The 23951-nt window shown below is 75.9% G+C and carries 24 protein-coding genes and 1 pseudogene; 16 read left to right on the forward strand and 9 right to left on the reverse strand.

Annotated elements, in window-relative coordinates; all coding sequences use genetic code 11:
• Positions 1-49 precede the first annotated feature (49 nt).
• From IPO09_14490 to IPO09_14530, 9 genes and pseudogenes are all read left to right on the forward strand, one after another.
• Positions 50-376: pseudogene (locus IPO09_14490) on the forward strand (Hpt domain-containing protein).
• Positions 377-803: 427 nt separating this feature from the next.
• A complete protein-coding gene (locus tag IPO09_14495; GenBank protein MBK9518528.1) occupies positions 804-2468 on the forward strand; it encodes a chemotaxis protein CheA in 1665 nt (554 codons plus the stop codon).
• Positions 2461-2937, forward strand: a complete 477-nt coding sequence (locus IPO09_14500) for a chemotaxis protein CheW (GenBank protein MBK9518529.1) — start codon at positions 2461-2463, stop codon at positions 2935-2937. The genes IPO09_14495 and IPO09_14500 overlap by 8 nt, the downstream gene beginning before the upstream one ends.
• 569 nt (positions 2938-3506) lie before the next feature.
• The gene (locus tag IPO09_14505; GenBank protein MBK9518530.1) at positions 3507-4589 is read left to right on the forward strand and encodes a hypothetical protein; all 1083 of its coding nucleotides are present in this window, start codon (positions 3507-3509) and stop codon (positions 4587-4589) included.
• A gap of 2 nt (positions 4590-4591) precedes the next feature.
• Entirely contained in the window at positions 4592-4975 is a 384-nt protein-coding gene (locus IPO09_14510; protein ID MBK9518531.1) for a response regulator, read from the forward strand.
• The gene (locus IPO09_14515; GenBank protein MBK9518532.1) at positions 4972-6069 is read left to right on the forward strand and encodes a chemotaxis response regulator protein-glutamate methylesterase; all 1098 of its coding nucleotides are present in this window, start codon (positions 4972-4974) and stop codon (positions 6067-6069) included. The genes IPO09_14510 and IPO09_14515 overlap by 4 nt, the downstream gene beginning before the upstream one ends.
• Positions 6066-6884, forward strand: coding sequence for a protein-glutamate O-methyltransferase CheR (locus IPO09_14520; GenBank protein MBK9518533.1), 819 nt, complete (start codon positions 6066-6068; stop codon positions 6882-6884). Before IPO09_14515 ends, IPO09_14520 begins: the two co-directional genes overlap by 4 nt.
• 84 nt (positions 6885-6968) lie before the next feature.
• Entirely contained in the window at positions 6969-7328 is a 360-nt protein-coding gene (locus IPO09_14525) for a CZB domain-containing protein (GenBank protein MBK9518534.1), read from the forward strand.
• Between the two features lie 368 nt (positions 7329-7696).
• A complete protein-coding gene (locus IPO09_14530) occupies positions 7697-7852 on the forward strand; it encodes a hypothetical protein (GenBank protein ID MBK9518535.1) in 156 nt (51 codons plus the stop codon).
• Positions 7853-7879: 27 nt separating this feature from the next.
• Here IPO09_14530 and IPO09_14535 read toward each other — a convergent pair whose 3' ends face one another.
• The 4 genes from IPO09_14535 to IPO09_14550 form a co-directional block, all read right to left on the reverse strand.
• A complete protein-coding gene (locus tag IPO09_14535) occupies positions 7880-8524 on the reverse strand; it encodes a LysE family transporter (protein MBK9518536.1) in 645 nt (214 codons plus the stop codon).
• Positions 8525-8531: 7 nt separating this feature from the next.
• Positions 8532-9050 carry an exonuclease gene (locus IPO09_14540; protein ID MBK9518537.1) on the reverse strand — a complete coding sequence of 173 codons (519 nt, stop codon included), beginning with the start codon at positions 9048-9050 and terminating at the stop codon, positions 8532-8534.
• Positions 9051-9091: 41 nt separating this feature from the next.
• Entirely contained in the window at positions 9092-10321 is a 1230-nt protein-coding gene (locus IPO09_14545; protein ID MBK9518538.1) for a hypothetical protein, read from the reverse strand.
• Positions 10322-10466: 145 nt separating this feature from the next.
• Positions 10467-10904 (reverse strand): hypothetical protein, encoded by a 438-nt coding sequence (locus IPO09_14550; protein ID MBK9518539.1) that lies wholly within the window; start codon positions 10902-10904, stop codon positions 10467-10469.
• 385 nt (positions 10905-11289) lie between these two features.
• Here IPO09_14550 and IPO09_14555 point away from each other — a divergent pair, with 385 nt between their 5' ends.
• Positions 11290-11547, forward strand: coding sequence for an STAS domain-containing protein (locus IPO09_14555; GenBank protein MBK9518540.1), 258 nt, complete (start codon positions 11290-11292; stop codon positions 11545-11547).
• A 40-nt stretch (positions 11548-11587) separates the two neighbouring features.
• Positions 11588-13306 (forward strand): GTPase HflX, encoded by a 1719-nt coding sequence (gene hflX, locus IPO09_14560; protein ID MBK9518541.1) that lies wholly within the window; start codon positions 11588-11590, stop codon positions 13304-13306.
• 17 nt (positions 13307-13323) lie between these two features.
• On the opposite strand, the gene IPO09_14565 is transcribed toward hflX, so the two are convergent.
• Positions 13324-14835, reverse strand: a complete 1512-nt coding sequence (locus IPO09_14565) for a methyl-accepting chemotaxis protein (GenBank protein MBK9518542.1) — start codon at positions 14833-14835, stop codon at positions 13324-13326.
• Between the two features lie 113 nt (positions 14836-14948).
• On the opposite strand from IPO09_14565, the gene IPO09_14570 reads away from it, so the two are divergent.
• On the forward strand, positions 14949-17021 hold the full coding sequence (locus IPO09_14570) for an oligopeptide transporter, OPT family (protein ID MBK9518543.1): 2073 nt from the start codon (positions 14949-14951) through the stop codon (positions 17019-17021).
• A 37-nt stretch (positions 17022-17058) separates the two neighbouring features.
• On the forward strand, positions 17059-18036 hold the full coding sequence (locus IPO09_14575; protein ID MBK9518544.1) for a hypothetical protein: 978 nt from the start codon (positions 17059-17061) through the stop codon (positions 18034-18036).
• Here IPO09_14575 and IPO09_14580 read toward each other — a convergent pair.
• The gene (locus IPO09_14580) at positions 18033-18473 is read right to left on the reverse strand and encodes a CoA-binding protein (protein ID MBK9518545.1); all 441 of its coding nucleotides are present in this window, start codon (positions 18471-18473) and stop codon (positions 18033-18035) included. The genes IPO09_14575 and IPO09_14580 overlap by 4 nt on opposite strands.
• 265 nt (positions 18474-18738) lie before the next feature.
• Here IPO09_14580 and IPO09_14585 point away from each other — a divergent pair, with 265 nt between their 5' ends.
• Positions 18739-19095: a hypothetical protein gene (locus IPO09_14585; GenBank protein ID MBK9518546.1), complete on the forward strand. Its 357-nt coding sequence runs from the start codon at positions 18739-18741 to the stop codon at positions 19093-19095.
• Here IPO09_14585 and IPO09_14590 read toward each other — a convergent pair.
• On the reverse strand, positions 19092-20462 hold the full coding sequence (locus IPO09_14590; GenBank protein ID MBK9518547.1) for a hypothetical protein: 1371 nt from the start codon (positions 20460-20462) through the stop codon (positions 19092-19094). The two genes, IPO09_14585 and IPO09_14590, sit on opposite strands and share 4 nt — an antisense overlap.
• A 96-nt stretch (positions 20463-20558) precedes the next feature.
• Here IPO09_14590 and IPO09_14595 point away from each other — a divergent pair, with 96 nt between their 5' ends.
• Together IPO09_14595 and IPO09_14600 are read left to right on the forward strand one after the other, a co-directional pair.
• Entirely contained in the window at positions 20559-20801 is a 243-nt protein-coding gene (locus tag IPO09_14595; protein MBK9518548.1) for an FmdB family transcriptional regulator, read from the forward strand.
• 7 nt (positions 20802-20808) lie between these two features.
• A complete protein-coding gene (locus IPO09_14600) occupies positions 20809-21732 on the forward strand; it encodes an RluA family pseudouridine synthase (protein MBK9518549.1) in 924 nt (307 codons plus the stop codon).
• 61 nt (positions 21733-21793) lie between these two features.
• Here the strand turns inward: IPO09_14600 and IPO09_14605 are convergent, their stop codons facing one another.
• Both IPO09_14605 and IPO09_14610 read right to left on the reverse strand, forming a co-directional pair.
• Entirely contained in the window at positions 21794-22837 is a 1044-nt protein-coding gene (locus tag IPO09_14605) for a DUF4303 domain-containing protein (protein MBK9518550.1), read from the reverse strand.
• Between the two features lie 86 nt (positions 22838-22923).
• Positions 22924-23928 carry a glycosyltransferase gene (locus IPO09_14610; GenBank protein MBK9518551.1) on the reverse strand — a complete coding sequence of 335 codons (1005 nt, stop codon included), beginning with the start codon at positions 23926-23928 and terminating at the stop codon, positions 22924-22926.
• Positions 23929-23951: the final 23 nt, after the last annotated feature.

Raw genomic sequence — 23951 nt, forward strand, 5'->3', positions numbered from 1 at the left:
CGCGCGCCGCCGCGCCGCCGGCCGACTGCCTGATCCGGTGGCGTCCGGGATGCACAGGTGGTCCTGGCGCATGACAGACGACGCGGAGTTCCAGGCCGAGATCATCGCCGAGTTCATCGCCGAGGCCGGCGAGGTGCTCGTCCGCCTGGAGCGGGACCTGGTGGCGGTGGACGGCGGCCGCGACCCCGGCGAGGTGGTGGCCAACACCTTCCGCGCCTTCCACACGCTCAAGGGCACCTCCGGCTTCCTGGGGTTCGGCAGCATCGGCGGCCTGGCCCACGCCGCCGAGGACCTGCTCTCGTCCATCCGCGACGGGGCCATCGCCTGGACCAGGGAGATCACCGACGCCCTGCTGGCCGCGCTCGACGCCCAGCGCGCCATGGTGGAGCAGGCCGAGCGCTCGGGCACCGACGCCACCACCGATCAGACGGCGCTGGTGCAGCGACTCCGGGCGCTGGCGGAGGGGACGGGGGCCGCTGTGGAGGCGGCCGGCCCGACCTCCGCCAGCGCCTCGAGCATCGCGGCCGCCGCCCCGACCCCGACCCCCCGGCCCCGGCCCCGGCCCCGGCCCCCGGCCGGCACCGGTCGCGCGCTTCGCCCCGAGGGCGCCGGCGCCCACGCTGAACCGCCCGCCCGCGGCCGGCGCTCCCCCGATCCCTTCGCCGCCGCCGGCCGCCCCGCCCGCGGCGGCCTCACCTCCAGCGCCGGCCGCCACGGTCGCACCACCGGCCTCCCCGCCCGCCCCCGCCTCGCGCCGCCCCGAGGGCGACCACGCCGCCGAGAGCAGCACGCTGCGCGTCCCGGTGGCGGTGCTCGACCGGCTCATGGGCCTGGTGGGCGAGCTGGTGCTGGCCCGCAACCAGCTCCTCTGCCACGAGGAGGCGCGGGACGACCCCCAGCTCTCCGAGACCTCGCAGCGCATCCACCTGCTCACCACCGGCCTGCAGGAGTCGGTGATGAAGGCGCGGATGCAGCCCATCGACACGGTCTTCCAGCGGCTGCCGCGGGTGGCGCGCGACGCCGCCCAGGCCACCGGCAAGCAGGCCCGCCTGGTGACCACCGGCGCCGAGACCGAGCTCGACAAGACCCTGCTGGAGGCCATCAAGGACCCGCTCACCCACGTGGTGCGCAACGCGGTGGACCACGGCCTGGAGAAGCCGCCGGCCCGCGCCGCGGCCGGCAAGCCGGCCGAGGGCACCGTCTCGGTGCGCGCCTTCCACGACGGCGGCCAGGTGGTGGTGGAGGTGGAGGACGACGGCGGCGGCGTCAACCTGGAGCGGGTCCGCCAGAAGGCCGTCTCCTCGGGGCTGATCGGCGCCGAGGCGGCCGCCGCCCTGACCGAGCGCGAGGTGGTGGAGCTGCTCTTCCGCCCCGGCTTCTCCACCGCCGAGGCGGTCACCCAGATCTCCGGCCGCGGCGTGGGCATGGACGTGGTGCGCACCAACGTCGAGAAGATCGGCGGCTCGGTGGAGCTGGAGAGCTACGCCGGCCACGGCACCACCGTGCGCATGCGCGTGCCGCTCACCCTGGTGATCGTGCCGTCGCTGATCGTCTCCTCGGGCGGGGAGCGCTACGCCATCCCGCAGGCCAGCCTGGTGGAGCTGGTGCGGATCTCGGCGGAGCGCGAGGCCCAGCTGGTGGTGGACGTGCAGGGCACCAAGCTGCTGCGCCTGCGCGGCAGCCTGCTGCCGCTGGTGGACCTGGCGGCGGTGCTCAAGACCGGCGCGGCGGCGCGCGCCGACGACGGGGCGCGCTCGGTGGTGATCCTCTCGGCGGCCGGCCAGCGCTTCGGCCTGGTGGTGGACGACGTGGCCGACACCGAGGAGACGGTGGTGAAGCCGCTGGGCCGGCAGCTGCAGGCGCTGGGGGTCTTCTCCGGCGCCACGGTGCGCGGCGACGGCCGGGTGGCGCTGGTGCTCGACGTGCTCGGGCTGGCCCGGCGCAGCGGCGTGCTCGCCGAGGGCGCCGAGCGGGCCCGCCTGGAGGGCGAGGCGGCCTCCGGCCCGGCCGCGGCGCGCCGGCCCTACCTGGTGCTGCGCGGCCGCGACGACGGCCGCCTGGCCATCCCGCTCGACGAGGTCACCCGGCTCGAGGACCTGGACGCCGCCACGGTGGAGCGGCTGGGCGGCGGCGAGGCGGTGCAGTACCGCGGCGCCATCCTGCCCCTGGTGCGGCTCTCGCAGGCCCTGCCGGAGCGGCGCCGCGCCGCCCGGGTGCCGGAGGCGCCGGCCCCCGCCGCCGGGGCCCGCCTGCACGTGGTGGTGCACCAGCACCAGGGCCGCCCGGTGGGGCTGGTGGTGGACTCGGTGCTCGACGTGGTGGAGGAGGCGGCCGCCCTCGACACCAGCCGGGCCCGCGCCGGCGTGGCGGGCTGCGCCGTCATCCAGGGGCGCATCACCGAGGTGCTGGACCTCGGCCCGGTGCTGGCCATGGGCCTGGCCGGCGGCGAGGAGGCCTGCCGTGGCTGAGCCCCTGCTGATCTGCACCTTCACCCTGGCCGGGCAGGAGTTCGCGCTGCCGGTCTCCCAGATCCAGGAGGTGGTGCGCCACCTCACCACCACCCCGGTGCCGCTGGCGCCGCCGGCGGTGCGCGGCCTGGCCAACCTGCGCGGCACGGTGGCCACCTCCATCGACCTGCGCCGCCGCCTCGGCCTGCCCGACCGCGCCGTCGGCGCCGGCGAGGTCACCGTGGTGGTGCGCGGCGACGAGGGCCCGGTCTGCCTGGTGGTGGACGACGTGGGCGACGTGGTGGAGATCGACCCCGACTCCCTGGAGCGCGCCCCCGAGACGCTGCGCCCGGCCGTGCGCGAGCTGGTGCGCGGCATCTGCAGGCTGCACGACCACCTGATCCTGCTGCTGGACACGACCCGGGCCCTGGAGGCCGGCGCCCCGCGCGCCGCCGCCGCGGCCCACGCCACCGAAGAGGAGACGCCATGACCACCGCCCGATCCCTGAAGCGCCGCGCCCCGGCCGTCCCCAAGCCCTCGCGGGCCCCAGCCAAGGCGGCGGCGCCGGCCCGCGCCGCGCACCACGGCGTCTCCAAGGGCCCGCCGGTGCTGGCCCCCAAGTTCGGCATGGACGAGCAGACCCTGGCCACCCGCCGGACCTACGTCCGCCTGGGCGCCGAGGAGGAGGCGCTGCTCTCCAGCTACATCGGCTGGGTGGAGGCCGAGGCCGCCGACATCGCCCGCGAGTTCTACGACTGGCAGTTCGCCTTCGGGCCCACCGCAGCCTTCTTCGACGGCATGGCCAAGAAGAAGAACCTGTCGCTGCCCGCGCTGCGCGCCCACCTGGAGGCCGCGCAGGAGGGCTACCTGGTGGGCTGCTTCCGCGGCGCCCGCGACGGCTACGGCGTGGCCTACTACGAGTACCGGCTGCTGGTGGGCTCGATCCACGACCGCATCAACCTGCCCTTCAAGTGGTACATCGGCGCCTACTGCGAGTACGCCCGCCTGGTGCAGGTCCGCCTGCTGGCGGCCTTCGGCCCGGCCGTGGCCCTGAAGGTGATGGAGGCGCTCTGGCGGGTCTTCAACTACGACATGCAGGCCATCGGCGACGCCTTCATGCTGACCCTGCTCGAGTCGATGGGGCTGAACGTGGAGGCCGTCGACGCCCCGGCCGGCTCGGACCGGACCGAGCACCTGGCCCAGGTCAAGGCGGCGCTCTCCTCCCTGCTGGTGAAGGCCCAGGCCATCGCCGCCAATGACCTGTCGGAGACCGAGCCGCTGCCGGCGGTGGCCGGCCTGATCGGCTCCACCTTCGACCAGATGGGCGCCAGCATCGCCGACATGGTCCGCCAGATCGGCCAGAACACCGAGCTGATGGCCAGCGCCTCCGAGGAGCTCAACGCGGTGTCGCAGCAGATGTCGGCCAACGCCGAGGAGACGGCCACCCAGGCCAGCGTGGTGTCGCGGTCGGCCGACCAGGTGAGCGGCAGCGTGCAGACCGTCTCGGCCTCCTCGGAGGAGATGAGCGTCAGCATCAAGGAGATCGCCCGCAACGCCGCCGACGCGGCCCGGGTGGCCCTCTCGGCGGTGGCCGCCACCGAGGCCACCAACGCCACGGTGCAGAAGCTGGGCGCCTCGGGCGCCGAGATCGGCAAGGTGGTCAAGGTCATCACCGCCATCGCCGCCCAGACCAAGCTGCTGGCCATCAACGCCACCATCGAGGCGGCCCGGGCCGGCGACGCCGGCAAGGGGTTCGCGGTGGTGGCCAACGAGGTGAAGGAGCTGGCCAAGGAGACCGCCCAGGCCACCGAGGAGATCGGCGCCCGCATCGAGGCCATCCAGGCCGACACCGCCAGCGCGGTGCAGGCCATCGCCCAGATCGGCGCGGTGGTCCGGCAGATCAACGAGTACCAGAGCACCATCGCCGCCGCCGTGGAGGAGCAGAGCGCCACCACCAACGAGATCGACCGCAGCGTCACCGAGGCGGCCGAGGGCTCCAAGGAGATCGCCAGCAACATCAGCGGGGTGGCCGAGGCGGCGCGCCTCACCTCGCAGGGGACCGCCGACATGCAGAAGGCCTCGGAGGAGCTGTCGCGCATGGCCTCCGAGCTGCAGCGCCTCATCGGCCGGTTCACGGTCTAGCCATGCGCGCCCTGGTGGTGGACGACTCCACGCCGGCCCGGCTGCACGTGGGCCGCATGCTGGCCGACCTGGGCTTCGAGGTCTTCGAGGCCGGCCACGGCGTCGAGGCGCGCGGCGTGCTGGCCTCGCTGGGGCCCGTCGAGCTGGTCATCCTCGACTGGAACATGCCGGTGATGGACGGCCTGGAGTTCCTGAAGATGCTGCGGGCCGACCGGGCCTACGACCAGGTGCTGGTGGTGATGGCCACCGGCAACTCGGACGTCTCCAGCATCGGCACGGCGCTGGCCGCCGGCGCCAGCGAGTACGTCATGAAGCCCTTCACCGCCGAGGACCTGGTGGGCAAGCTCTCCATCCTGGGCTTCGAGTTCCCCGGGGCGCCGGCATGAGGCGGCTCCGCGTGCTGGTGGTGGACGACTCGGCGGTGATCAGGAAGCTGGTCTCCGACGCGGTCACCGCCAGCCCGGACCTGGAGCTGGCCGGCTCGGCCCCCAACGGCCAGGTGGCGCTGGAGCGGGTGGGCGCCCAGCCGCCCGACCTGGTGACCCTCGACGTGGAGATGCCGGTGCTGGGCGGCATCGAGACGCTGAAGGCGCTGCGCCGCCTCCACCCCCGGCTGCCGGTGCTGATGTTCTCCTCGCACACCGAGCGCGGGGCGCTGGCCACCCTCGACGCCCTGGCGGCCGGCGCCTCCGACTTCGTGGCCAAGCCGCAGGCCACCAGCCCGGAGGCGGCCCGCGTCTTCGTGGAGAAGGAGGTCCTGCCGCGGCTCCGGGCGCTGGGCGCGAGGGCCCTCGACCAGCGGACCGGCGCGGCGCGGGCCACCCCGGCGGCGCCCCCGCCCGCCCCGGCGCCGGCGCGCCCGGGCGTGGGGACGCGCCAGATCCAGGTGGTGGTGATCGGGGTCTCCACCGGCGGCCCCCAGGCGCTGGAGCGGGTGCTGCCCCGCCTGCCGCGCAACCTGGCGGTGCCGGTGCTGGTGGTGCAGCACATGCCCACCCTGTTCACCCGGCTCCTGGCCGAGCGGCTGGCCACCCTGTGCGCCTTGCCGGTGCGGGAGGCCAGGGGCGGCGAGCCGCTCGGTCCCGGCACGGTGCTCATCGCCCAGGGTGGGCACCACCTGCTGGTGGCGCGGGAGGACTCGCTGCCGGTGGCCCGCCTGGGCGACGGCCCGGCGGAGAACTCCTGCCGCCCGGCCGCCGACGTGCTCTTCCGCTCCGCCGCGGAGCACTACGGCGCGGGGGTGCTGGCGGTGGTGCTCACCGGCATGGGGCGCGACGGCGCCGCCGGCTGCGGGCTGGTGCGGGCCCGCGGCGGCCTGGTGCTGGCCCAGGATCGCGAGACCTCCACGGTGTGGGGCATGCCGGGCGCGGTGGTGGAGGCCGGGCTGGCCGACCAGGTGCTGCCGCTCGACGAGGTGGGGGACGAGATCGCGGTGCGGGTGGCCCGCGGGCAGCGCGCCGCCGCCAGGGAGAGCCGGTGAGCGTCGGCCAGGCCGACTTCCTCTTCTTCCGCGAGTGGCTGCGCCGCCGCGCCGCCATCCTGCTGGAGGACGGCAAGGAGTACCTGGTGGAGTCGCGCCTGGAGCCGGTGGCCAGGAAGCAGGGCCTGGGGAGCGTGGACGCGGTGCTGCAGCAGCTGCGCGGCACGCCCACCGCGGCGCTGGAGCTGGCGGTGGTGGAGGCGCTCACCACCAACGAGACCAGCTTCTTCCGCGACTGGAAGCCCTTCGAGGCGCTGCGCCAGCTCATCGTCCCGGCCATCCAGAAGGAGCGCATCTCCGAGCGGCGGCTCGACCTGTGGAGCGCCGCCTGCTCCAGCGGCCAGGAGGCCTACAGCGTGGGCATGCTGCTGGCCGAGCACTTCCCGGCCCTGGCCGACTGGCAGGTCCGGCTGCACTGCACCGACATCTCGCGCGAGATGCTGGAGCGCACCCGGGCCGGCCGCTTCAGCACGCTGGAGGTGAACCGCGGCCTGCCGGCGCCGCTGCTCCTCAAGCACTTCACCCGCGACGGCGACGCCTGGGTGGTGAAGCCCGCGCTGCGCGCCCTGCTCTCGGTGAGCCACCTCAACCTGGCCGGGCCCTGGCCGGCGCTGCCCCCCATGGACGTGGTGATGATCCGCAACGTCCTCATCTACTTCGACGTGCCCACCAAGAAGGCCATCCTGGAGCGGGTGCGCCGGCAGCTCCGCCTGGGCGGGGTCCTCTTCCTCGGCTCGGCCGAGACCACCATGGGCCTGTCTGATGCCTACCGGCGCGAGGAGGGTGCCGGCACCTCGTTCTACCGGGCCATCTAGGCCGGGTCGCCGCAGCGACGCAGCACGCAGGACCACCGCGGCCCGGGCTGGGTCGCGGGCCACCGCAGCAGAGGGAGGACCACCATGTCGGATCTCAAGGAAGCCGTGCAGGCCGCCATCCTGGCGCATGGCATGTGGAAGTCGCACCTGGCCATGGCCATCGGCTCCGGCCAGAGCAAGTTCGTGCCCACCGAGGCCAAGAAGGAGGACGCCTGCCAGTTCGGCAAGTGGCTACTGGGCGACGCGGCCCTGAAGAAGGCGCCCCGCTTCGCCGAGATCAGGGCCCTGCACGCCACCTTCCACCAGGAGGCGGCCAAGGTGCTGGGCCTGGCGCTGGAGGGGAAGAAGGAGGAGGCGCGCACCGCCATGGGACGCGAGTCCGCCTTCGAGACCACCTCGGCCACCCTGACCAAGGCCCTGCTGGCCTGGAAGAAGGAGGCCTGAGGGGCCCCCGATGGAGGCCTGGGATCCGGCGCTGGCCCTCGGTGAGGCCGAGCTCGACGACGCCCACGAGCTGCTCTACCAGCTCAACTCGGCGACCGAGGAGGCGGTGGCGCGCGGCGACCTGCGCACGGCGCGCTGGAAGCTCGACGAGCTCTTCGACGTGACCGGCGCCCACTTCGCCGCCGAGGAGCGGTGGATGCGCGAGACCGCCTACCCGGCGGCGGCCGGCCCACCAGGCCGATCACGCCGCCTACCTGGGGGAGCTGCACAAGCTGCGCAAGGAGCTGGCCGCCAACGGCCTGTCGCCGCTCTTCCGCCTCTGGTTCGGCTCGCGCTTCACCGGCTGGCTGCGCCTGCACGTCAAGGGCATGGACCAGCAGTTCCACCGCCACCTGCGGCTCTGGAAGGAGGCGCAGGCGCTGCTGGCGGCGGTGCCGCCCCCCGGGGCGCCGCCCGCCGCGGGCACGCCCGGGGCCGCCGCGCCGAGCCCGGCCGCCGCGCCGGCGCCCAAGCCGGGCGCCTGACGCAGGGCCGGGGCCACCGGCCGGGGCTCAGCCCGCCGCGGCGCGCCAGAGCTGCACCAGCCCGAGCGCCAGGAAGGCCGCGGCCGAGGAGCCGCCCAGGGCCCGCGCGGCGCGCGGCCCGAGGCGCCCCACCGCGCCGAAGACCAGCACCAGCGCCGCGTTGGTCAGGGTGAGCGGCACGTAGAAGGCCACCAGGAAGGCGACCGCCTGGCCCGGAGAATCCCGCAGCGCCCCGGCCAGCAGCGGCCCGCCCACCAGGCTCCAGAAGAGCCAGGCGTTGGGGTTGAGCAGGTTCACCAGCGCGGCGCGCCAGAAGCCGCGGGGTGCGGTCGGCGTCGGGGTCGTCGTCGCGGGCGTCGTCGCCGTCGCCGTCGTCGCCGCGTCTGCCTCGGCCGCCGTCCCGGCCAGCTCGCGCAGCCCGCTGGCCCCGAGCCAGCAGAGCAGCGCGCCGCCCAGGAGCTGCAGCCCGGTGACGAAGGCCCCTGGCAGCCCGGCCAGGGCGAACAGGCAGGCCACGATCACCGGCGGGTCGGAGACCAGCGGGACCAGCGCCAGCGGCAGGGCCCGCCGCGGACCGGCCCGGGCGGCGCGCTCCAGCAGGAGCGCCTGGAAGGGGCCGGGCGAGGCGGCGGCGGAGAGGCCGAGCAGCGCGGCCTGGGCGGGGAGCAGCACGGCGTGGCTACCGGATCGGGAGCTTCAGGCCCATCTCCACCATGGCCAGCAGCGCCTCGGCGTTCCCCCTGGCGTCGTCCACCGGGTGGTGGGTGTGGGCGGTCTTGCGCAGGTGCTTCCAGGTGGCGAACCCGTCCTTCACCATGCCGCAGTAGAGGTCGCCGATGCGGCGCCCCGACCAGCCGAAGGGGTTCCGGCCCAGCGTCTCGTGGAAGTACCAGGTGATGAACATCCAGTCGAAGGCCAGGTTGTCGGAGCAGAAGACCGGGCGCCCCTTCGAGGCCTGCGCCAGCCAGGCCTCGAAGTCGGCCATCACCTGGCCGGGCTCGTCGAAGCGCAGGTGCTCGTCGCGGGTCACGCCCGAGATGGCCAGCGCCTCCGGGCTCCAGCGGTCGGAGATGGGGCGGGTGCGACCGTAGAAGGTCTTGCTGAGGGTGGGCTCCACCACCACCGCGCCGAAGGAGACCATCGAGTAGTGCCCCGGCGAGGGCCCATCCGACTCCACGTCCACCACGATGAGCGACATGGCGGGAGTGAAGCACGCGCCCGGGGCGGGGCGCCACCCGCTCAGGCCCCGGCGGGCCCGGCCCGGGGGTCGGCGCGGCGCAGCACCACCACCACCCGCGCCCCGCCCTCCGGCCGGTTGGTGGCCACCAGGCGGCCGCCCCAGCGCTCCACGAACTCGCGGCTGAGCGCCAGCCCGAGCCCGGTGCCGCCGACCCCCTTGGTGGTGAAGAAGGGCTCGCCGAGGTGGTCCAGCGCCTCGGGCGTGAACCCCGGGCCGGAGTCGCACACCGCCACCTCCAGCCCGTCCGCCACCACCTCGATCACCACCTCCACCCAGCCCGGCGAGCCGCCCGCCTCGGCGGGGGCCACCGCGTCGGCGGCGTTGGCCAGCAGGTTCAGCAGCACCTGCACCAGCTCGGCCTGGTTGGCCACCACCGGCGGCGGGTCGGACGGGGCCCTGAGCTCGAGGCGCGGCAGCCGGGGCCCCAGCGTGCGCCGCGCCTCGGCCAGCGCCGCCAGAGCGTCGGTGGGGCCCGGCCCCCCGGCGTCGCCGCGGGCGAAGCCGCGCAGCTCCTGGACGATGCGCTTGATCCGCTCGAGCCCGCCGCGGCTCTCGCGCAGGGCGTCCCGCAGCTCGCCCTCCGGCTCGCGCCGCGCCGCCAGCTCCTCCTCCACGAAGGCCACGTTGGTGCTCACGAAGGCCAGCGGGTTGTTGATCTCGTGGGCCACGCCCGCCGCCAGCCGGCCCAGCGAGGCCAGCCGCTCGGCGAGCGCCCGCCGGGCCTCGGAGTCGTGCAGCGCAGCCTGCGCCTGCGCCCGCGCCTCGGCGGCGGCCCGCTCGCGCTCGCGCAGGCGGCGGTAGAGCCGCGCCGCCACCCAGCCGTAGAAGGTGCAGGCGCCGTGGGCCGTCACCAGGAAGGCCACCTGGCCGGCCGGGGTCCCGGGGGGCTGGGCCAGCAGCCCCACCAGCAGGCCGACCGCGCCGGCGGCCAGCGGCGGGCCCGGCTCGTCCGGCACGAAGATGCCGAGCACCACCGGGATCACCGGCACGAAGAAGTGGTAGGGGCTGGCCGGCCCGCCGGTGCCGGCCGCCAGCGCCCCCATGCCGGCGGTGAGGAGCGCCGCGTCGAGGGTCAGGGCGCGCGGCAGCCAGGCCGCGGCGGGCCAGCGCCCGGCCATCCACCAGCCGTGCAGCAGCGCCGCCGAGACCAGGAGGCGGCCGCCCACCACCGCCGGCGAGGCCCCGTAGGAGGCCAGGTCCAGCGCCAGGAAGGTGGTGTTGATGGCCACCACCACCAGCGTGACGCGGCGCCGCTCGGGGCTGGTGGCCTCGGTGGTGAGCGCTCGGTCGGGCGAGGCGGCTGGGTGTGGTCTGGACGTCGGGACCCCCGGACTGGGCGTCCATGGTACCGCGTCCGGCGGAGGGGCGAGACCCCTACGGCGAGGCGACCGGGCTGGCCGCCGGGCCGGCGAACTCGCGGCTGGCCACGGCCGAGGTGAGGACGTTGATGGTGTGGAACCCGAGCAGGGTGCCGAACGGGAAGAAGAAGGTGGTGAGGCCGGCCACCACCAGGCAGTAGGAGTGGCCGCGGCGCCGGCGGATGGCCCGCGCCGCCACCAGCAGCGCCGCCGAGAGCCCGGCGCCGTACAGGAGCACCAGCGCGCCCACCACCAGGAAGAGCCACCCCCCCAGCGACGGGGTGCGCGCCAGCCCCTCGTTGTAGACGCCGGGGTTGCCCACCACGCGCCACCCGGTGACGATGGGCATGGCGAGCAGCGCGGTGAAGAAGGCCAGGGCGGCCGCCAGCCCGTAGTGGAGCGCGGGCAGCCGGTCGAGATCGTCGCGCTCGTTCCGCGGGGCAGGGTCGGTCATGGCGCTCTGGCCGCCGCTGGGCGGGTGAAGGGTCCTGCGACGGCGCGGCGGGGGGCAGAAGATAGGCGGCGCCGCGGTGGGGCGCAAACCGGGGCAGGGTTCCCCTGTGGTTGCGATCGGTTGCCATACCCTGGGGGCGGTGCCCCCGGTCCTCGACCACCCCGGGTCGACGGCGACCGGCCCCGACCAGGCCTGCGACAGAACTGCACCCGCCGTTGATCTCGGCGTGATCGCGCGTTGTTGCACTTCCTGGAAAAACCCCAGGCTTCGCAGGGTCTTCGGCACGATTCTTCCATGCACGAGTCGAGGACCTGCCAGCGCAGAGGGTTGGCGCGTCCAGGCGGATGCGACGATGGCGAGCACCGGTGCCGGGGAGCGACAGCCGATGATCATCGAAGCGAACGGGACCTTCGACGTCCCAGCGGCCGAGCGCGTGGTGCGGCAGCTCCTCGAGGCCGGCCCCGACCGCGAGGTGCGGGTCGACCTGACGCAGGTGCGCGACTTCCACGACATGGGCGTGGCGGTGCTGGCCCGGGCGCTGGGCGGGCGGCGCCACGTGGCGGTGCGCGGCCTGCGCACCCACCAGCTCCGGCTGCTCCGCTACCTGGGCATCGAGACCGACGACCGGTCGCTGGTGATGTGATCGCCCCCGGCCGGCGGCGCCGTTATGCTGCCGCCACCCGATGCACGACGTCGCCGGCAACACCCTCGGCCTCAAGCCCTCCCAGCTCGCCGCCCTCCGCCGCACCTACCGCCGCCGGGTCGACGCCGACCAGGTGATCTCGCCCGAGCTGGCGCGCCACCTGGCCGAGCTCTCGCACGAGACCGGCCGGCAGGTGGGCGTGCTGCTCGACCGCAAGGGCGGCGTGGACTGGGTGGTGGTGGGCGACGCCCGCAGGCTCACCCTGCCCGACCTGGGGCGGCAGCGGGCCGGCTCGCACCGCCTGCGCGGCCTGCGGCTGGTGCACACCCACCTGGACGGCGAGCCGCTCACCCGCGACGACCACACCGACCTGGCGCTGCTCAGGCTCGACCTGGTGGCCGCCCTGGAGGTCAAGGACGACGGCCTGCCCGGGCGCGTGCACCTGGCCTGGCTCATCCCGGAGAACCCGGCCGGCGCCCTCTGGCAGGAGGAGACGGCCGCCTCGGTGCACGACCTCCAGCACGACGCCCTGTCGGCGCCGCTGGCGCTGGAGGAGGAGTTCTCCCGGGCCCGCACCGGGCGCCGCACCGGCGGGCGCGAGCGGGCCATCCTGGTGGGCGTGAGCGGCCGGCTCCGCAGCCGCGAGGAGGGCGAGGCCTCGCTCCTCGAGCTGCGCGAGCTGGCCCGCACCGCCGGGGTGGAGGTGGTGGACGCCACGCTGCAGCACCGCCGCGAGGTCGACCCGCGCACCCTCATCGGCAAGGGGAAGCTGGAGGACCTGCTGCTCCGGTCGATGCAGCTGATGGCCGACCTGATCGTCTTCGACGCCAACCTCTCGCCGTCGCAGGCCATCCACATCGCCGAGGCCACCAGCCTCAAGATCCTGGACCGCACCCAGCTGATCCTCGACATCTTCGCCCAGCGGGCCCAGTCGGCCGACGGCAAGCTGCAGGTGGAGCTGGCCCAGCTCCGGTACCTCTACCCGCGGCTGGTGGGGCGCGACGACTCGCTCTCCCGCCTGGCCGGGGGCATCGGCGGCCGCGGCCCGGGCGAGACCAAGCTGGAGATCGACCGTCGCCGGGTGCGCGACCGCATCACCGCGCTGGAGCGGCGCCTCGACAACCTCTCGCAGGACCGGCAGCTGCGACGCCGCCAGCGCAACGAGCGCGGCCTGCCGGTGCTCTCCATCGTGGGCTACACCAACGCCGGCAAGTCCACCCTGCTGAACGCGCTGACCGACTCCGCGGTGCTGGTCGAGGACAAGCTCTTCGCCACCCTGGACCCCACCAGCCGTCGGCTGCGCTTCCCGCGCGACCGCGAGGTGATCATCACCGACACGGTGGGGTTCATCCGCGACCTGCCCAGGGACCTGGTGGCCGCCTTCGGCGCCACCCTGGAGGAGCTGGGCGACGCCGACCTGCTGCTGCACGTGGTGGACGCCGCCGACCCGCGCCGCGACCAGCAGGTGGCCGCGGTGGAGAAGATCCTGGGCGGGCTCGGCCTGGGCGACAAGCCGCGCCTGCTGGTCTTCAACAAGTGCGACCGGCTGCCGCCCGGCGAGGGCGAGGCGCTGGCCCACCAGGCCGGCGGGGTGGCGGTGGCGGCGGCCACCCGGGCCGGGCTGCAGGGGCTGCTGCACCGCTGCGACCGGCTGCTGTGGGCCGAGGGGCGGGTCTCCTTCGCCGAGGTGGCCGACGGGGCGCCGCCGGCCGGGGCGGCCGCCGACCTGGAGGTCCCCCCGGGCGCTCAGCGGCCGTGAGGGGAGCTCGCGGCCGCTCAGGTCCGGTAAGCGTCCACCGCCTCGCCCAGCCGCTCCGAGACCCGCGCCAGGTCCTGCACCACCAGCTCGGTGCGCTGCGCGCTGGCCAGGGTCTCGCCCATGGTGCCGTGCAGGTACTCCACCGCCGCGGCGATGCCCTCCATCTCCTCGGTCTGCCGGCGCGTCGTGTCGGCGATGCCGCGCGCCGCCCGCGACGACTCCTCGATGGCGGTGGCCAGGCCGCTGATGGTGGCGCTGGCCTGCTCGGCCCCCAGCACCGCGGCGCGGGCCTGCTCGCTGCCGTGGCTGGTGGCGGCCACCACCTTGCGGGTGGCCCGCTGCAGCTCCACCAGCATGGCGCGCACCTCGTCGGTGGCGCGGCGCGACTGCTCGGCCAGGCGGCGCATCTCCTCGGCCACCACCGCGAAGCCCTGCCCGCTCTCGCCCACCTTGGCGGCCTCGATGGCGGCGTTGAGCGCCAGCACGTTGGACTGCTCGGCCAGGTCCTTGACCGCGGCGATGATGCCGGCGATCTGCACGGTGCGGTCGGAGAGCTCGGTGACCGCCCCGGCGATGGCGCCCACCCGCCCCTCCAGCGCGGCCAGGCCGGCCATGCCCTCGCGCACCGCCAGCGCCCCCTGGCGCCACACGGCGTCGGACCGCCCGGCCACCTCGATGACCAGCTGGGCGCTCTCGGTGGCGATGCGCGAGGCCACCGCCATCTCGGCCACGGTGGAGGCGGTCTCCTCCAGCGCCGCCACCTGGCCGCCCAGCTGCCGCACCTGGTCGCGGGTGGTCTCGCCGATGGTGCGGGTGGCGGCGCCCACCTGCCCGGCGGCCAGGCGCAGGTCGGCCAGCATGGCGCGCAGCCCCTCCCCGAGCCGCTCCAGGTGGCCGGACAGGGTGGCCAGCTCGTCGCGGGCCGCCACCGGCGCGCCGGCCGCCAGGTCGCCCTGGGCCATCCGCCCGGCCGCCTCCGCCAGGGGGCCGAGCGGGCTGGCCAGCCGCCGCGCCAGCAGGCCGCCCACCAGCGCCGCCGCCACCGCCAGCAGGAGGCCGGCCGCGGCGCTCAGGCCCACCGCCAGCCCGAGCAGGCCGGAGAGGCGGGAGCGGTCGAGCCGCACCTCCACCGTGCCGCCCGGCACCGCCGCGGCCGGGCCCAGCCGGGCCACCCCGGCCACCACCCCGGCGTCCGGCAGCGGCACCGCCGAGCGGCCCACCACCAGCCCGGCGGCGTCGCGGACCGCCACCTCCACCCCGTCGTCGGTGGCCGCGCGCACCCGCGAGGCCCAGGCGTCGGCGTCGAAGTGGGCGGCCGGCTCGGCCCGCCGCATGGCGGCGGCCGCGCTGGAGGCCACCGCGGCGGCGCGCAGGCGCATGCCGTTGGCCATCAGCTCGCGCCCGGTGAGGTAGACGGCCAGCAGCAGCACCGCCATGGCCACCCCGACCACCAGGCCGAGCACGATCGCCACCTTGCGGTGGAAGCGCCCCTGGGAGGGGGCCAGGGCGGGCGCGTCGGCGGGCGGCATGGGACCGGCAGTCTAGCAGGAGGCGGCGCCGCCCCAGAGGCTGGAACCGCCCCCGGCTCCGGTCTAGAGTGCGCCGACTTTCGGCACCCTGCCGCCCGCCCGGAGCCCCACCCATGAGCGCCCCCGCCCCCATCCCCAGCAGCGCCACCCCGGCGCGCGAGTTCAAGCCGTACGTCGCGCCCGAGACCAGCATGGCCGAGCTCACGCCCAAGGCCATCGTGGCCGGGGCGGTCTTCGGCATCCTCTTCGGCGCCTCCACGGTCTACCTGGCGCTCAAGGCCGGCCTGACCGTCTCGGCCTCCATCCCCATCGCCGTCATCGCCATCTCGCTGGGGCGCAAGCTCCTCAAGACCACCATCCTGGAGAACAACATCATCCAGACGGCCGGGTCGGCCGGCGAGTCGATCGCGGCCGGGGTGGTCTTCACCCTGCCCGGCTTCCTCTTCCTCTCGGTGGGCGCCGACGGCGTCTCGGTGGGGGCCGGCTACTTCAACTACATCACCCTCTTCACGCTCTCGCTGGTGGGCGGCATGCTGGGCGTCCTCATGATGGTGCCGCTCCGGCGCGCCCTCATCGTCAAGGAGCACGGCGAGCTGCAGTACCCGGAGGGCGCCGCCTGCGCCTCGGTGCTCATCGCCGGCGAGAAGGGCGGCGACTTCGCCCGGACCGCCTTCCAGGGCGTGGGCATCTCGATGGCCTACGCCATCCTGCAGAAGGTCTTCCACGTCATCGCCGAGACCCCGGCCTGGGTCTCGGGGCGCACCAACAAGTGGCTCCCCCACGCCACCGTCAACGCCGAGATCACCCCCGAGTACATGGGCGTGGGCTACATCATCGGCCCGAAGATCGCCGGGGTGCTGGTGGCCGGCGGCGTCCTGGCCTGGCTGGGGCTCATCCCGCTGCTCGGCTTCCTGGTGCCCGGCGACGCGGTGGCCGCGCAGCTCCTCAAGGTGGGCAACACCCCGGCCCAGTTCGGCTGGGACCCGGCCACCCACACCTTCGCCAACACCGCCAACGCCATCTACCGCGCCTACGTCCGCCAGATCGGCGCCGGCGCGGTGGCGGCCGGCGGCTTCATCACCCTCATCAAGACCCTGCCCACCATCTACACCTCGCTGCGCGACTCGATCCGCTCGCTCTCCGACAAGGTGGCCGCCTCGGGGGTCAAGCGCACCGACCGCGACCTCTCCTTCGTGACCGTCATCGCCGGCAGCCTGGGGCTGGTGGTGGTGCTGGCGGTGCTGCCCTTCATGCCCGGCAACAGCTTCGGCACCCGGCTCATGGTGGGGATCCTGGTCATCGTCTTCGGCTTCATCTTCGTGACCGTCTCGTCGCGCATCGTGGGGCTCATCGGCTCCTCCTCCAACCCCATCTCCGGCATGACCATCGCCACCCTGATGGCCACCGCCATGATCTTCGTGGGGCTGGGCTGGACCGGCTCGGCCTACGAGCCCATGGCGCTGGTGGTGGGCGGCATGGTCTGCATCGCGGCCGCCAACGGCGGCGCCACCTCGCAGGACCTCAAGACCGGCTACCTGATCGGCGCCACCCCGCGCTCCCAGCAGATCGCCCTCTTCGTGGGCGCCATCGCCTCGGCGGTGGTCATCGGCCTGACCGTGCAGCTGCTCGACCAGCCCACCGCCGAGCAGGCGGCCCAGGGCATCACCCACGCCATCGGCACCGAGAAGTTCCCGGCCCCGCAGGGCACGCTCATGGCGACCCTCATCAAGGGGCTCCTGTCGCTCAACCTGGACTGGGTCTACGTGCTGGTGGGCGTCTTCTTCTCGATCACCATGGAGCTGTGCGGCGTGAAGGCGCTCTCCTTCGCGGTGGGCCTGTACCTGCCGCTCTCCACCACCCTGCCCATCTTCGCCGGCGGCGTGGTCAAGGGGCTGGTGGACGTGGTGGCGAAGCGCAAGGGCGGACCGGCCGAGGACGCCGAGCTGGGCGGCGGCTCGCTCATGGCCACCGGCCTGGTGGCCGGCGGCGCCCTCACCGGCGTGGTGGTGGCGCTGCTCAACGTGAACGACGGCATCAACACCTTCCTCACCGAGAACCTCAACCTCGAGCCGGCCCTGGCCGGGGTGCTGGGGCACGGCGGCTTCCAGCTCCTCGGGGTGGCCTGCTTCCTCGGCCTGGCGGTGCTCCTGTTCCGCGCCTCGCAGAAGCCGGCGCCCACGGTCTAGCCCGGTGACGGCCCGCGCCCGCCTCGCGCTGCCGCTCCTGCTCGCCGCGCTCGCCGGCGCGGCCGGGGCCGGCTGTGCCCGCGGGCCGGACGCCGAGGCCAAGGCCCGGGTGCTGGCCCCCGAGGCGCCGCCCGCGCCGCCGCCGCGCCCGCCCGACCTCGAGGCGCCGCGGCCGCTGCTCGACCTCGACGCCGGGGAGGCGGCCACCCGGCTCGGCTCCTTCGACTGGCGCGGCGCCGTCCGCTTCACCGCCACCCGCCAGGGCGACACGGCGGCGCGGGTGCAGGTGGCGGAGCGCCACCACGTGCGGCAGCTGGCCACCGGCGAGTTCGAGGTGGAGAGCGAGGTGGACGCCGGCGGCGGCCCGGGCGCGCTGGCCGGCAAGCAGGTGGTCTGGGCCGGCGGCATGACCTACGCCCGCACCCTGCACGCCCCCTTCCGCGAGCGCCCCACCGACCGCGGCCGCGACGCCCGCCGCTTCCGCGACGAGAGCTTCGGCCTGCTGGCCGACCTGGCGCGGCTCTACGGCCCGGCGCTGCTGCTCGACCCCGACGGCGCAGGCGAGGTGCTGGGCCGGCCGGCCCGCCGCTACCGCCTCTCGCTGGCCACCGACGGCGCGGCGGCGCCCGGCGGCCCCGAGGCGCGGGTCTTCGGCAGCGGCGGCCCGGACGCCGACACCCGGCGGCACCTGGCCTTCCTGGACGGCCGCGTCCCGCTGGCGGCGAGCGGCGAGGTGCTGGTGGACGAGGCCACCGGGGTGCCGCTGCGGGCCACGGTGCGCGGCGCCTTCGGGGTGAAGGAGGACGCCCGGGTGCGGGTGCAGGTGGAGCTCTCCATTGAGGTGAAGGCCCTGGGCGGCCGGGTGGGCGCGGTGATCCCGCCCCCGAAGGCCCTGCCCGACGCGCGCAAGCCGGCCGGCGTGGCCGCCGCGCTGGAGGCCGCCGGCCTGAAGGTGAAGGAGAAGCCGGCCGCCGCCGAGCCGGCCGACGAGCCCGACGCGCCCGACGCGCCCTAGCGGAACCGCCCCCACTCCACCTTGAGGCAGCGGTCCTGCACCACCTGGATGCCGGCCCGGGCCAGCACCTCGGCGGCCGCGTCGTTGCGGATGCCGAGCTGGAACCAGACGGCGCGCGGCTTCTTGGCGAGCAGGTCGTCGAGGTGGCCGGGGATGTCGGAGGGCTTGCGGAAGACGTCCACCAGGTCGAGGTCGCCCGGCACGTCGACCAGCCGCCGGTAGACCTTCCGCCCCAGGATCTCGGTGGCCTCCGGGTAGTAGACCGGCACCGGCACCACCTCGCCGCCGTGGTCGGCCACGTACCGGGCCACGTAGAAGGCGGCCTGGTCGGCCTGGGCCTCGGTCTTCACGCCCAGCACCGCGATCCGCGTGAGCCCCTTCACCAGCGCCGCCACCCCGGCGTCGTCCTCGACGAGGTTCCGCTTCCAGTCGTCCATGTCGGCGCTCCCGGCGGCGCCGCGCCCGGAGGAGCCCGGGCGCCACTCGCGCCGGTCGAGATCTCGCCCGCCGCGGACCGCCGCGAAAGACCCCTCCCGGGCCCCGCCCCGATCCCTGTCAGACGAGCCGGATATCGTGGAGTTTCGGCCACGGTCCGGCCGTGGATCGACGCCGGGCGCGGGCGCTCACGAAAACTGGATCTCCCGCCGCTCGCGCCTACGATGGCCTGGTGATCCGGGCTTCCTCCCGGCCGCAGGGGTGACGATGGAGAGCAAGCGGAAGGGCGCCGGCAGGACGGCGGACGTGGTCGTGACCGAGGGCGCGGCGCAGGCCGCCCTGCGGCGCGGCGCGGCCCCTGGCCTGACGGCGGAGGAGGAGAAGGTGCTGCGGCTGCGGCTCGGCGCGGCGCTGCCCCGCACCTCCGAGCTGGAGTGGACCGAGCGCGAGCTCTCCGAGGACCAGCAGATCGAGCTGCAGGCCGCCCAGATCGAGGCCTGGATGAAGTGGAAGGACCACCTGGCCCGGCAGCGCGCCGGCCAGCCGGCCACCCGCACGCTCCCCGCGCCGCAGCCGTCGCGGGTGAAGGAGAAGATCGTCCGGGCCCTGCGCAAGAAGGCCTAGCCGCCCCGCTCCAGCAGCCGCGCCAGCCCGGCGCCCGCCTCGACCGCCCGGGCCGGCTCGCCCTCCGGCAGGCGCCCCGCCGCCACCAGCCCGGCCAGGTGCTCGGCGGTGCGCGGGTTGCGCCACCAGTCCTCGTCGAACCGCTCCCGCAGCGCCACCCGCCAGCGCTCACCCTCGGTGAAGCCGCGCAGGGTGGCCGCCAGCGGCCCCGCCTCGTCGTCGCGCGCCGCGCGCACCCCGTCCCAGGTGGCGTGCAGCGCCGCCGAGAGGGCCTCGCGGTGGGCCTCCCGCCAGGCCTGGCCGGAGAGGCCGCGCTCCACCTCGGTGGCCACCCGCAGCGCCGCCGCGGCCGCCCGCAGGTGGAGCAGCCGCGCCAGGCCCAGCGCCCGCATCACCTCGGCCACCTGGCGGCGCGGCAGCTCGAGCCGCCCGGCCAGCCAGGCCGGCTCCAGGCAGAGCCCCGCCAGCAGCCCGCCCAGCGCCGGCCCCAGGGTGGCGTCGCGGCGGTGCGGCGGGTGCGGCGCCGCCGCCAGCGCCCGCCCCAGGGCGTCGAGCAGCGTCGGCCAGTCGGCCAGGCCGCCCCGGGCGCGGAAGAGCACCCGGCCACCCACCGCGCGGGCGCCCGGCCAGGCGGCGGCGCTGGTCGGCTCGTCCACCCGGACCCGCTCCAGGTCCAGCCCCAGGTCGGCGGCGGTGGCCCGCACCGCCGCGTCGAGCGCCGGGCGCCGGAAGAGCCCGTCGAGCGCCGGGAAGGCCACCAGGTGGAGCAGGTCGGCCCGGGTGAGGTCGCCGCGGGGCGCCGGGGCCAGGTCCAGGTCGCGGCGCGCCGTGAAGCCCACCAGGTCGAGCCAGGCGTCGTCGGTGGCGGCCAGCAGCTGGTCGCCCTCCACCACCGCCCCCCAGTCCGGCGAGAGCCCCGACTCGGCGCGCAGGCGCACCCGCACCTCGGCGGCCGCCTCGCGGTGGCGGGCCGGCCCCTCCAGCGCCAGGGCCACCGCCCCGGCCAGCGCCAGGCGCCGCCCCCGGTCCGGCTCGCGCGACAGGGCCAGCTCGGCGGCTGCCAGGCCGGTGGGCCCGTCGGGGCCGGCCACCGCCGCGGCCGCCTCGGCGGCCCGCCAGGCCTCCTCGTGCTCGGCGGCGTGCCACTCGGCCCGGAGCGCCCCGACCCGGGCGAAGAGCCCCGCCTCCCCCGCCGCCCGCAGCCGGGCCAGCATCTCGGGGTGGGCCGCGGCGCCGCGGGGCGGGAAGAGCCGGCCCAGGGCCGGCTCGGGCTCCAGGCCGGCCAGGTGGCGGGCCCGCTCCGCCTCCAGGGCCGCCACCAGGGCGTCCAGGGTGCCGGCCAGGCTCTCGCGCTCGTCGCTCTCCATGGTAAGAGGCTCCTCCCCGCGGGCGGTATCTACCACCAGGACCGGCTTGACGGGTGAGGACCGGGCCTTATGTTGCAGGCCAGGAGCCCAGGCACGATGCCCATCTACGAGTACGACTGCCCCCGCTGCGGCCGCTTCGACGTCCTCCAGAAGATGTCGGCGCCGCCGCTCGAGACCCACGAGGCGTGCGGCTCGAAGGTGACCAAGCTCATGAGCGCCGGCTCGTTCGCCTTCAAGGGCTCGGGCTTCCACCAGACCGACGACCAGCCCCGCGGCGGCTGCGGGCGCCAGTCGGCCGACTCCCCGGCCTGCGCCTCCTGCCCGTCCGCCCAGGCGTGAGCCCCGCGTGAAGCGGCTCACCCTCGTGGCACGGCCCGCCGACGAGGGCGAGCGGCTCGACCGCTTCATCGCGGCCCGCGGCGGCATCTCGCGTGGCCTGGCGCGCCGCACCATCGACGAGGGCGGCGTCTTCCTCGACGGGCGGCGCTGCAAGGTGGCCGGCAAGCTGCTGCGGGCCGGCTACGAGATCACCGTCAACCTGACCGAGGGCGGGCGCGCCCCGCTGGAGGCCGGCGGGCTGGATCGCTCGCGGCTGCTCTTCGCCGACGAGCACCTGGTGGCGGTGGACAAGCCGGCCGGGGTGCCCGCCCAGCCCACCCTCACCTCCGACCGCGGCACGCTGCCGGTGCTGGTCTCGGCGCTGCTGGGCGAGCCGGTCACGCTGGTCCACCGGCTGGACCGCGAGACCTCCGGGGTCACCGTGCTGGCCCGCACCCGCGCCGCGGCGGCCGCGCTCTCGGAGGCCTTCCGGGTGGGCGGCCCCCAGAAGACCTACCTGGCGCTGTGCGCCCGCGCGCCGGAGCCGGCGCAGGGGCGGCTCGAGGCGGCCATCGGCAAGGACCCGCGCCGGGCCGGCCTGCGCCAGGTCTCGGCGGGCGGCGACGCCGCGGCCACCCGCTGGCGCACCCTGGCCACCGGCCAGGCCGCCCTGGTGGAGGCCAGCCCGGAGACCGGCCGGACCCACCAGCTGCGGGTCCACCTGGCCCACCTGGGGGCGCCGCTGCTGGGCGACCCCAAGTACGGCGGGCCGCGCATGGTGGGGGCGGTGGCGGTGCCGCGGGTCATGCTGCACGCCCGCCGGCTCACCCTGGCCCACCCGCTGAGCGGCGCGCCCTGCACCTTCGAGGCGCCGATCCCCGAGGACTTCCTCGAGGTGGCGGCCGCGCTCGGCTGCGCGCCGCCCCCGCCCGACCGCCCGACCCGGGGGTAGTCGACGCCGCGCCGCCCAGGAGGCCGGAGGGAATCCCCAGCGGGGATCGCTCCACGGCCCCTCACGGCACGAAGCGCTCGGGGTTGGCCAGCTTGTAGCTGGCCGGGTCCATCTCGCTCTCCGGGAAGCGGCGCGGCCGGAGCTCGTGCAGCACCCGCGCCGTGTTCTCGGCCAGGGTGGAGGCCACCTTGAGCCGCCGGTCGCGCTCCACGAAGCTGGCCACCAGCTCCTGCAGCCGCTTCACGTCGCGCTCGGAGACCGCCCCCACCCGCGGCACCAGGAAGAGCGCCGAGCCGGCCAGCCAGACCTCGCGGGTCTCCAGCTCGCGCTGCTTGTCGAAGGCCGGGGCGAAGCCGTAGTGGGCCAGGAGGTCGACGAGGGCCGGCACCACCTTGGGGCCGAAGCGCCGCAGCTCCACCTCCACGTCCCAGGGCGAGAGGCCCCGGGCCCGCGCCTCCTCGGCGATGGGGGTGCGCCACTCCATGTACAGGTCCTCGTAGAGGGCCAGCCAGATGCGCATCCGCTCGCGCCGCGGGGCGCGGTTGACGCAGCGGACGAAGGCCGGCTTGGAGTGCTCGTTGAGCAGCCGCTCGATGGCGGGGCGCGGGTTGAGCAGCCGCAGCCCCTTGCGGAAGAGCGGGTCGCCGCCCTTCTCGCCGATGACGTTCACGGTGACGAAGCAGCGCTCCGCCCCCTTGCCGAAGAGCCCGGACCGGTCGAGCGTCCGCAGGGCGCCCACCATGGCCTGGTAGAGGGCCCGGTCGTCGCGGTCGCTGCGCTGGTCGGCGCCGGGCAGCTCGAGCGCGCTCACCGCGCCGTCGAAGTCGTGGTGCTCCCAGTGCGGCGGGCTCCAGCGCAGCAGGCGGCGCCCCGCCTCGCCGGCGTAGCGCCGGTCCACCTCGGCCATGGCGGCGGCGCTGCGGGTCAGCGCCTCCTCGGTGTTGGCGGAGGCGCGCACCCAGGCGAAGCGGGTCGGGCCGCTGGTGTAGAGGGCGAAGGCGTAGAGGTGCTCGGTGCCGACCCGCCGGCGCAGGGCGCGCACCGCCTCGGCGGCCCGGTGGGTCAGCTCGTGGCGGAAGGCGCCGGGGTCGAAGGGGTGGCGCACGGAGCCGGACGATGGCGCGCCGCCGCGCGGGGGGTCAAGGGCGTCCCGGCCGGGCCGGCCGCGGGAGGGGACCTCGACGAGGCCGCTCAGGCCACGCAGCGGAAGTCGCGCCCCTCCTCGAAGCCGCGCCCGAGGAGCTCGGTCCGGATGAGCTGCCGCGCCCCCGGGGCCCCCACCGCCACCAGCAGCGGCAGGCCGCGCACCCGCTCCACCTCCTCGTAGGCGATGACCGGGGCGCCGCGGATGGTGCGGCCCACCTTCTTCCGGTCCACCTCCACGAAGGTGGACACCCGGATCCCCTCGGCGGCCAGCGCGTCGGCGAAGGCGCGCCCGGTCTCCCCGGCGCCCCACAGCGCCACCTCGGCCCGCCCCGCGAGCGGGCCGGCCCGGAGGGCGGCGCACTTGAGGGCCATGTGGCGGTCGAGCGCGTAGCGGGGGTCGGTGCGGGTGAGCCGGCCCGACGACTCGCGCCAGTCGAGCAGGGTGGCCGGCAGGTTGGTGAGCCGCCCGCCGGCCCCGGCCAGCCGCAGCCACAGGTCGTAGTCCTCCGGGAACGGCCCGTCGCGCCAGCCGCCCACCGCCTCCAGGGCGGCCCGCCGCAGCACGGCCGCCGGGTGGACCAGCGGCGCCTCCACGAACAGGTCGCGCGCCACCAGCGCCGGGGTCACCAGGCCGTTGAGCCAGGCCACGTAGCGCCGCATGCCGCCCAGCACCTGCCGGCCGGGGAAGAGGCGCACCCGCGCCCCCACCGCCGCCAGCGAGGGGTCCTCGTCGAGCGCCGCCACCTGCCGCTCCAGCCGGCGCGGCCAGGCCACGTCGTCGGCGTCCATGCGGGCCACCAGCGGCGCGTCGCAGGCGGCCAGGCCGCGGCCGAGCGCCCGGGCGATCCCCTCGCCAGGGCCGCGCAGCACCCGGACGCGCCGGTCGCGGGCGGCCAGGCGGTCGAGCAGCGCGGGGGTGGCGTCGGTGGAGCCGTCGTCCACCACCACCAGCTCGAGGTCGCGAAAGCTGCCGCGCAGGATGGAGAGCGCGGCGGCCCGCAGGGTGGCGGCGGCGTCGCGGGTGGGGAGGAGGACGGCGAGGCGGGGCAGGACCGGCTCCCGGTGTGCGGGGG

It is taken from the genome of Anaeromyxobacter sp., assembly GCA_016718565.1.
Lineage (GTDB): Bacteria > Myxococcota > Myxococcia > Myxococcales > Anaeromyxobacteraceae > JADKCZ01.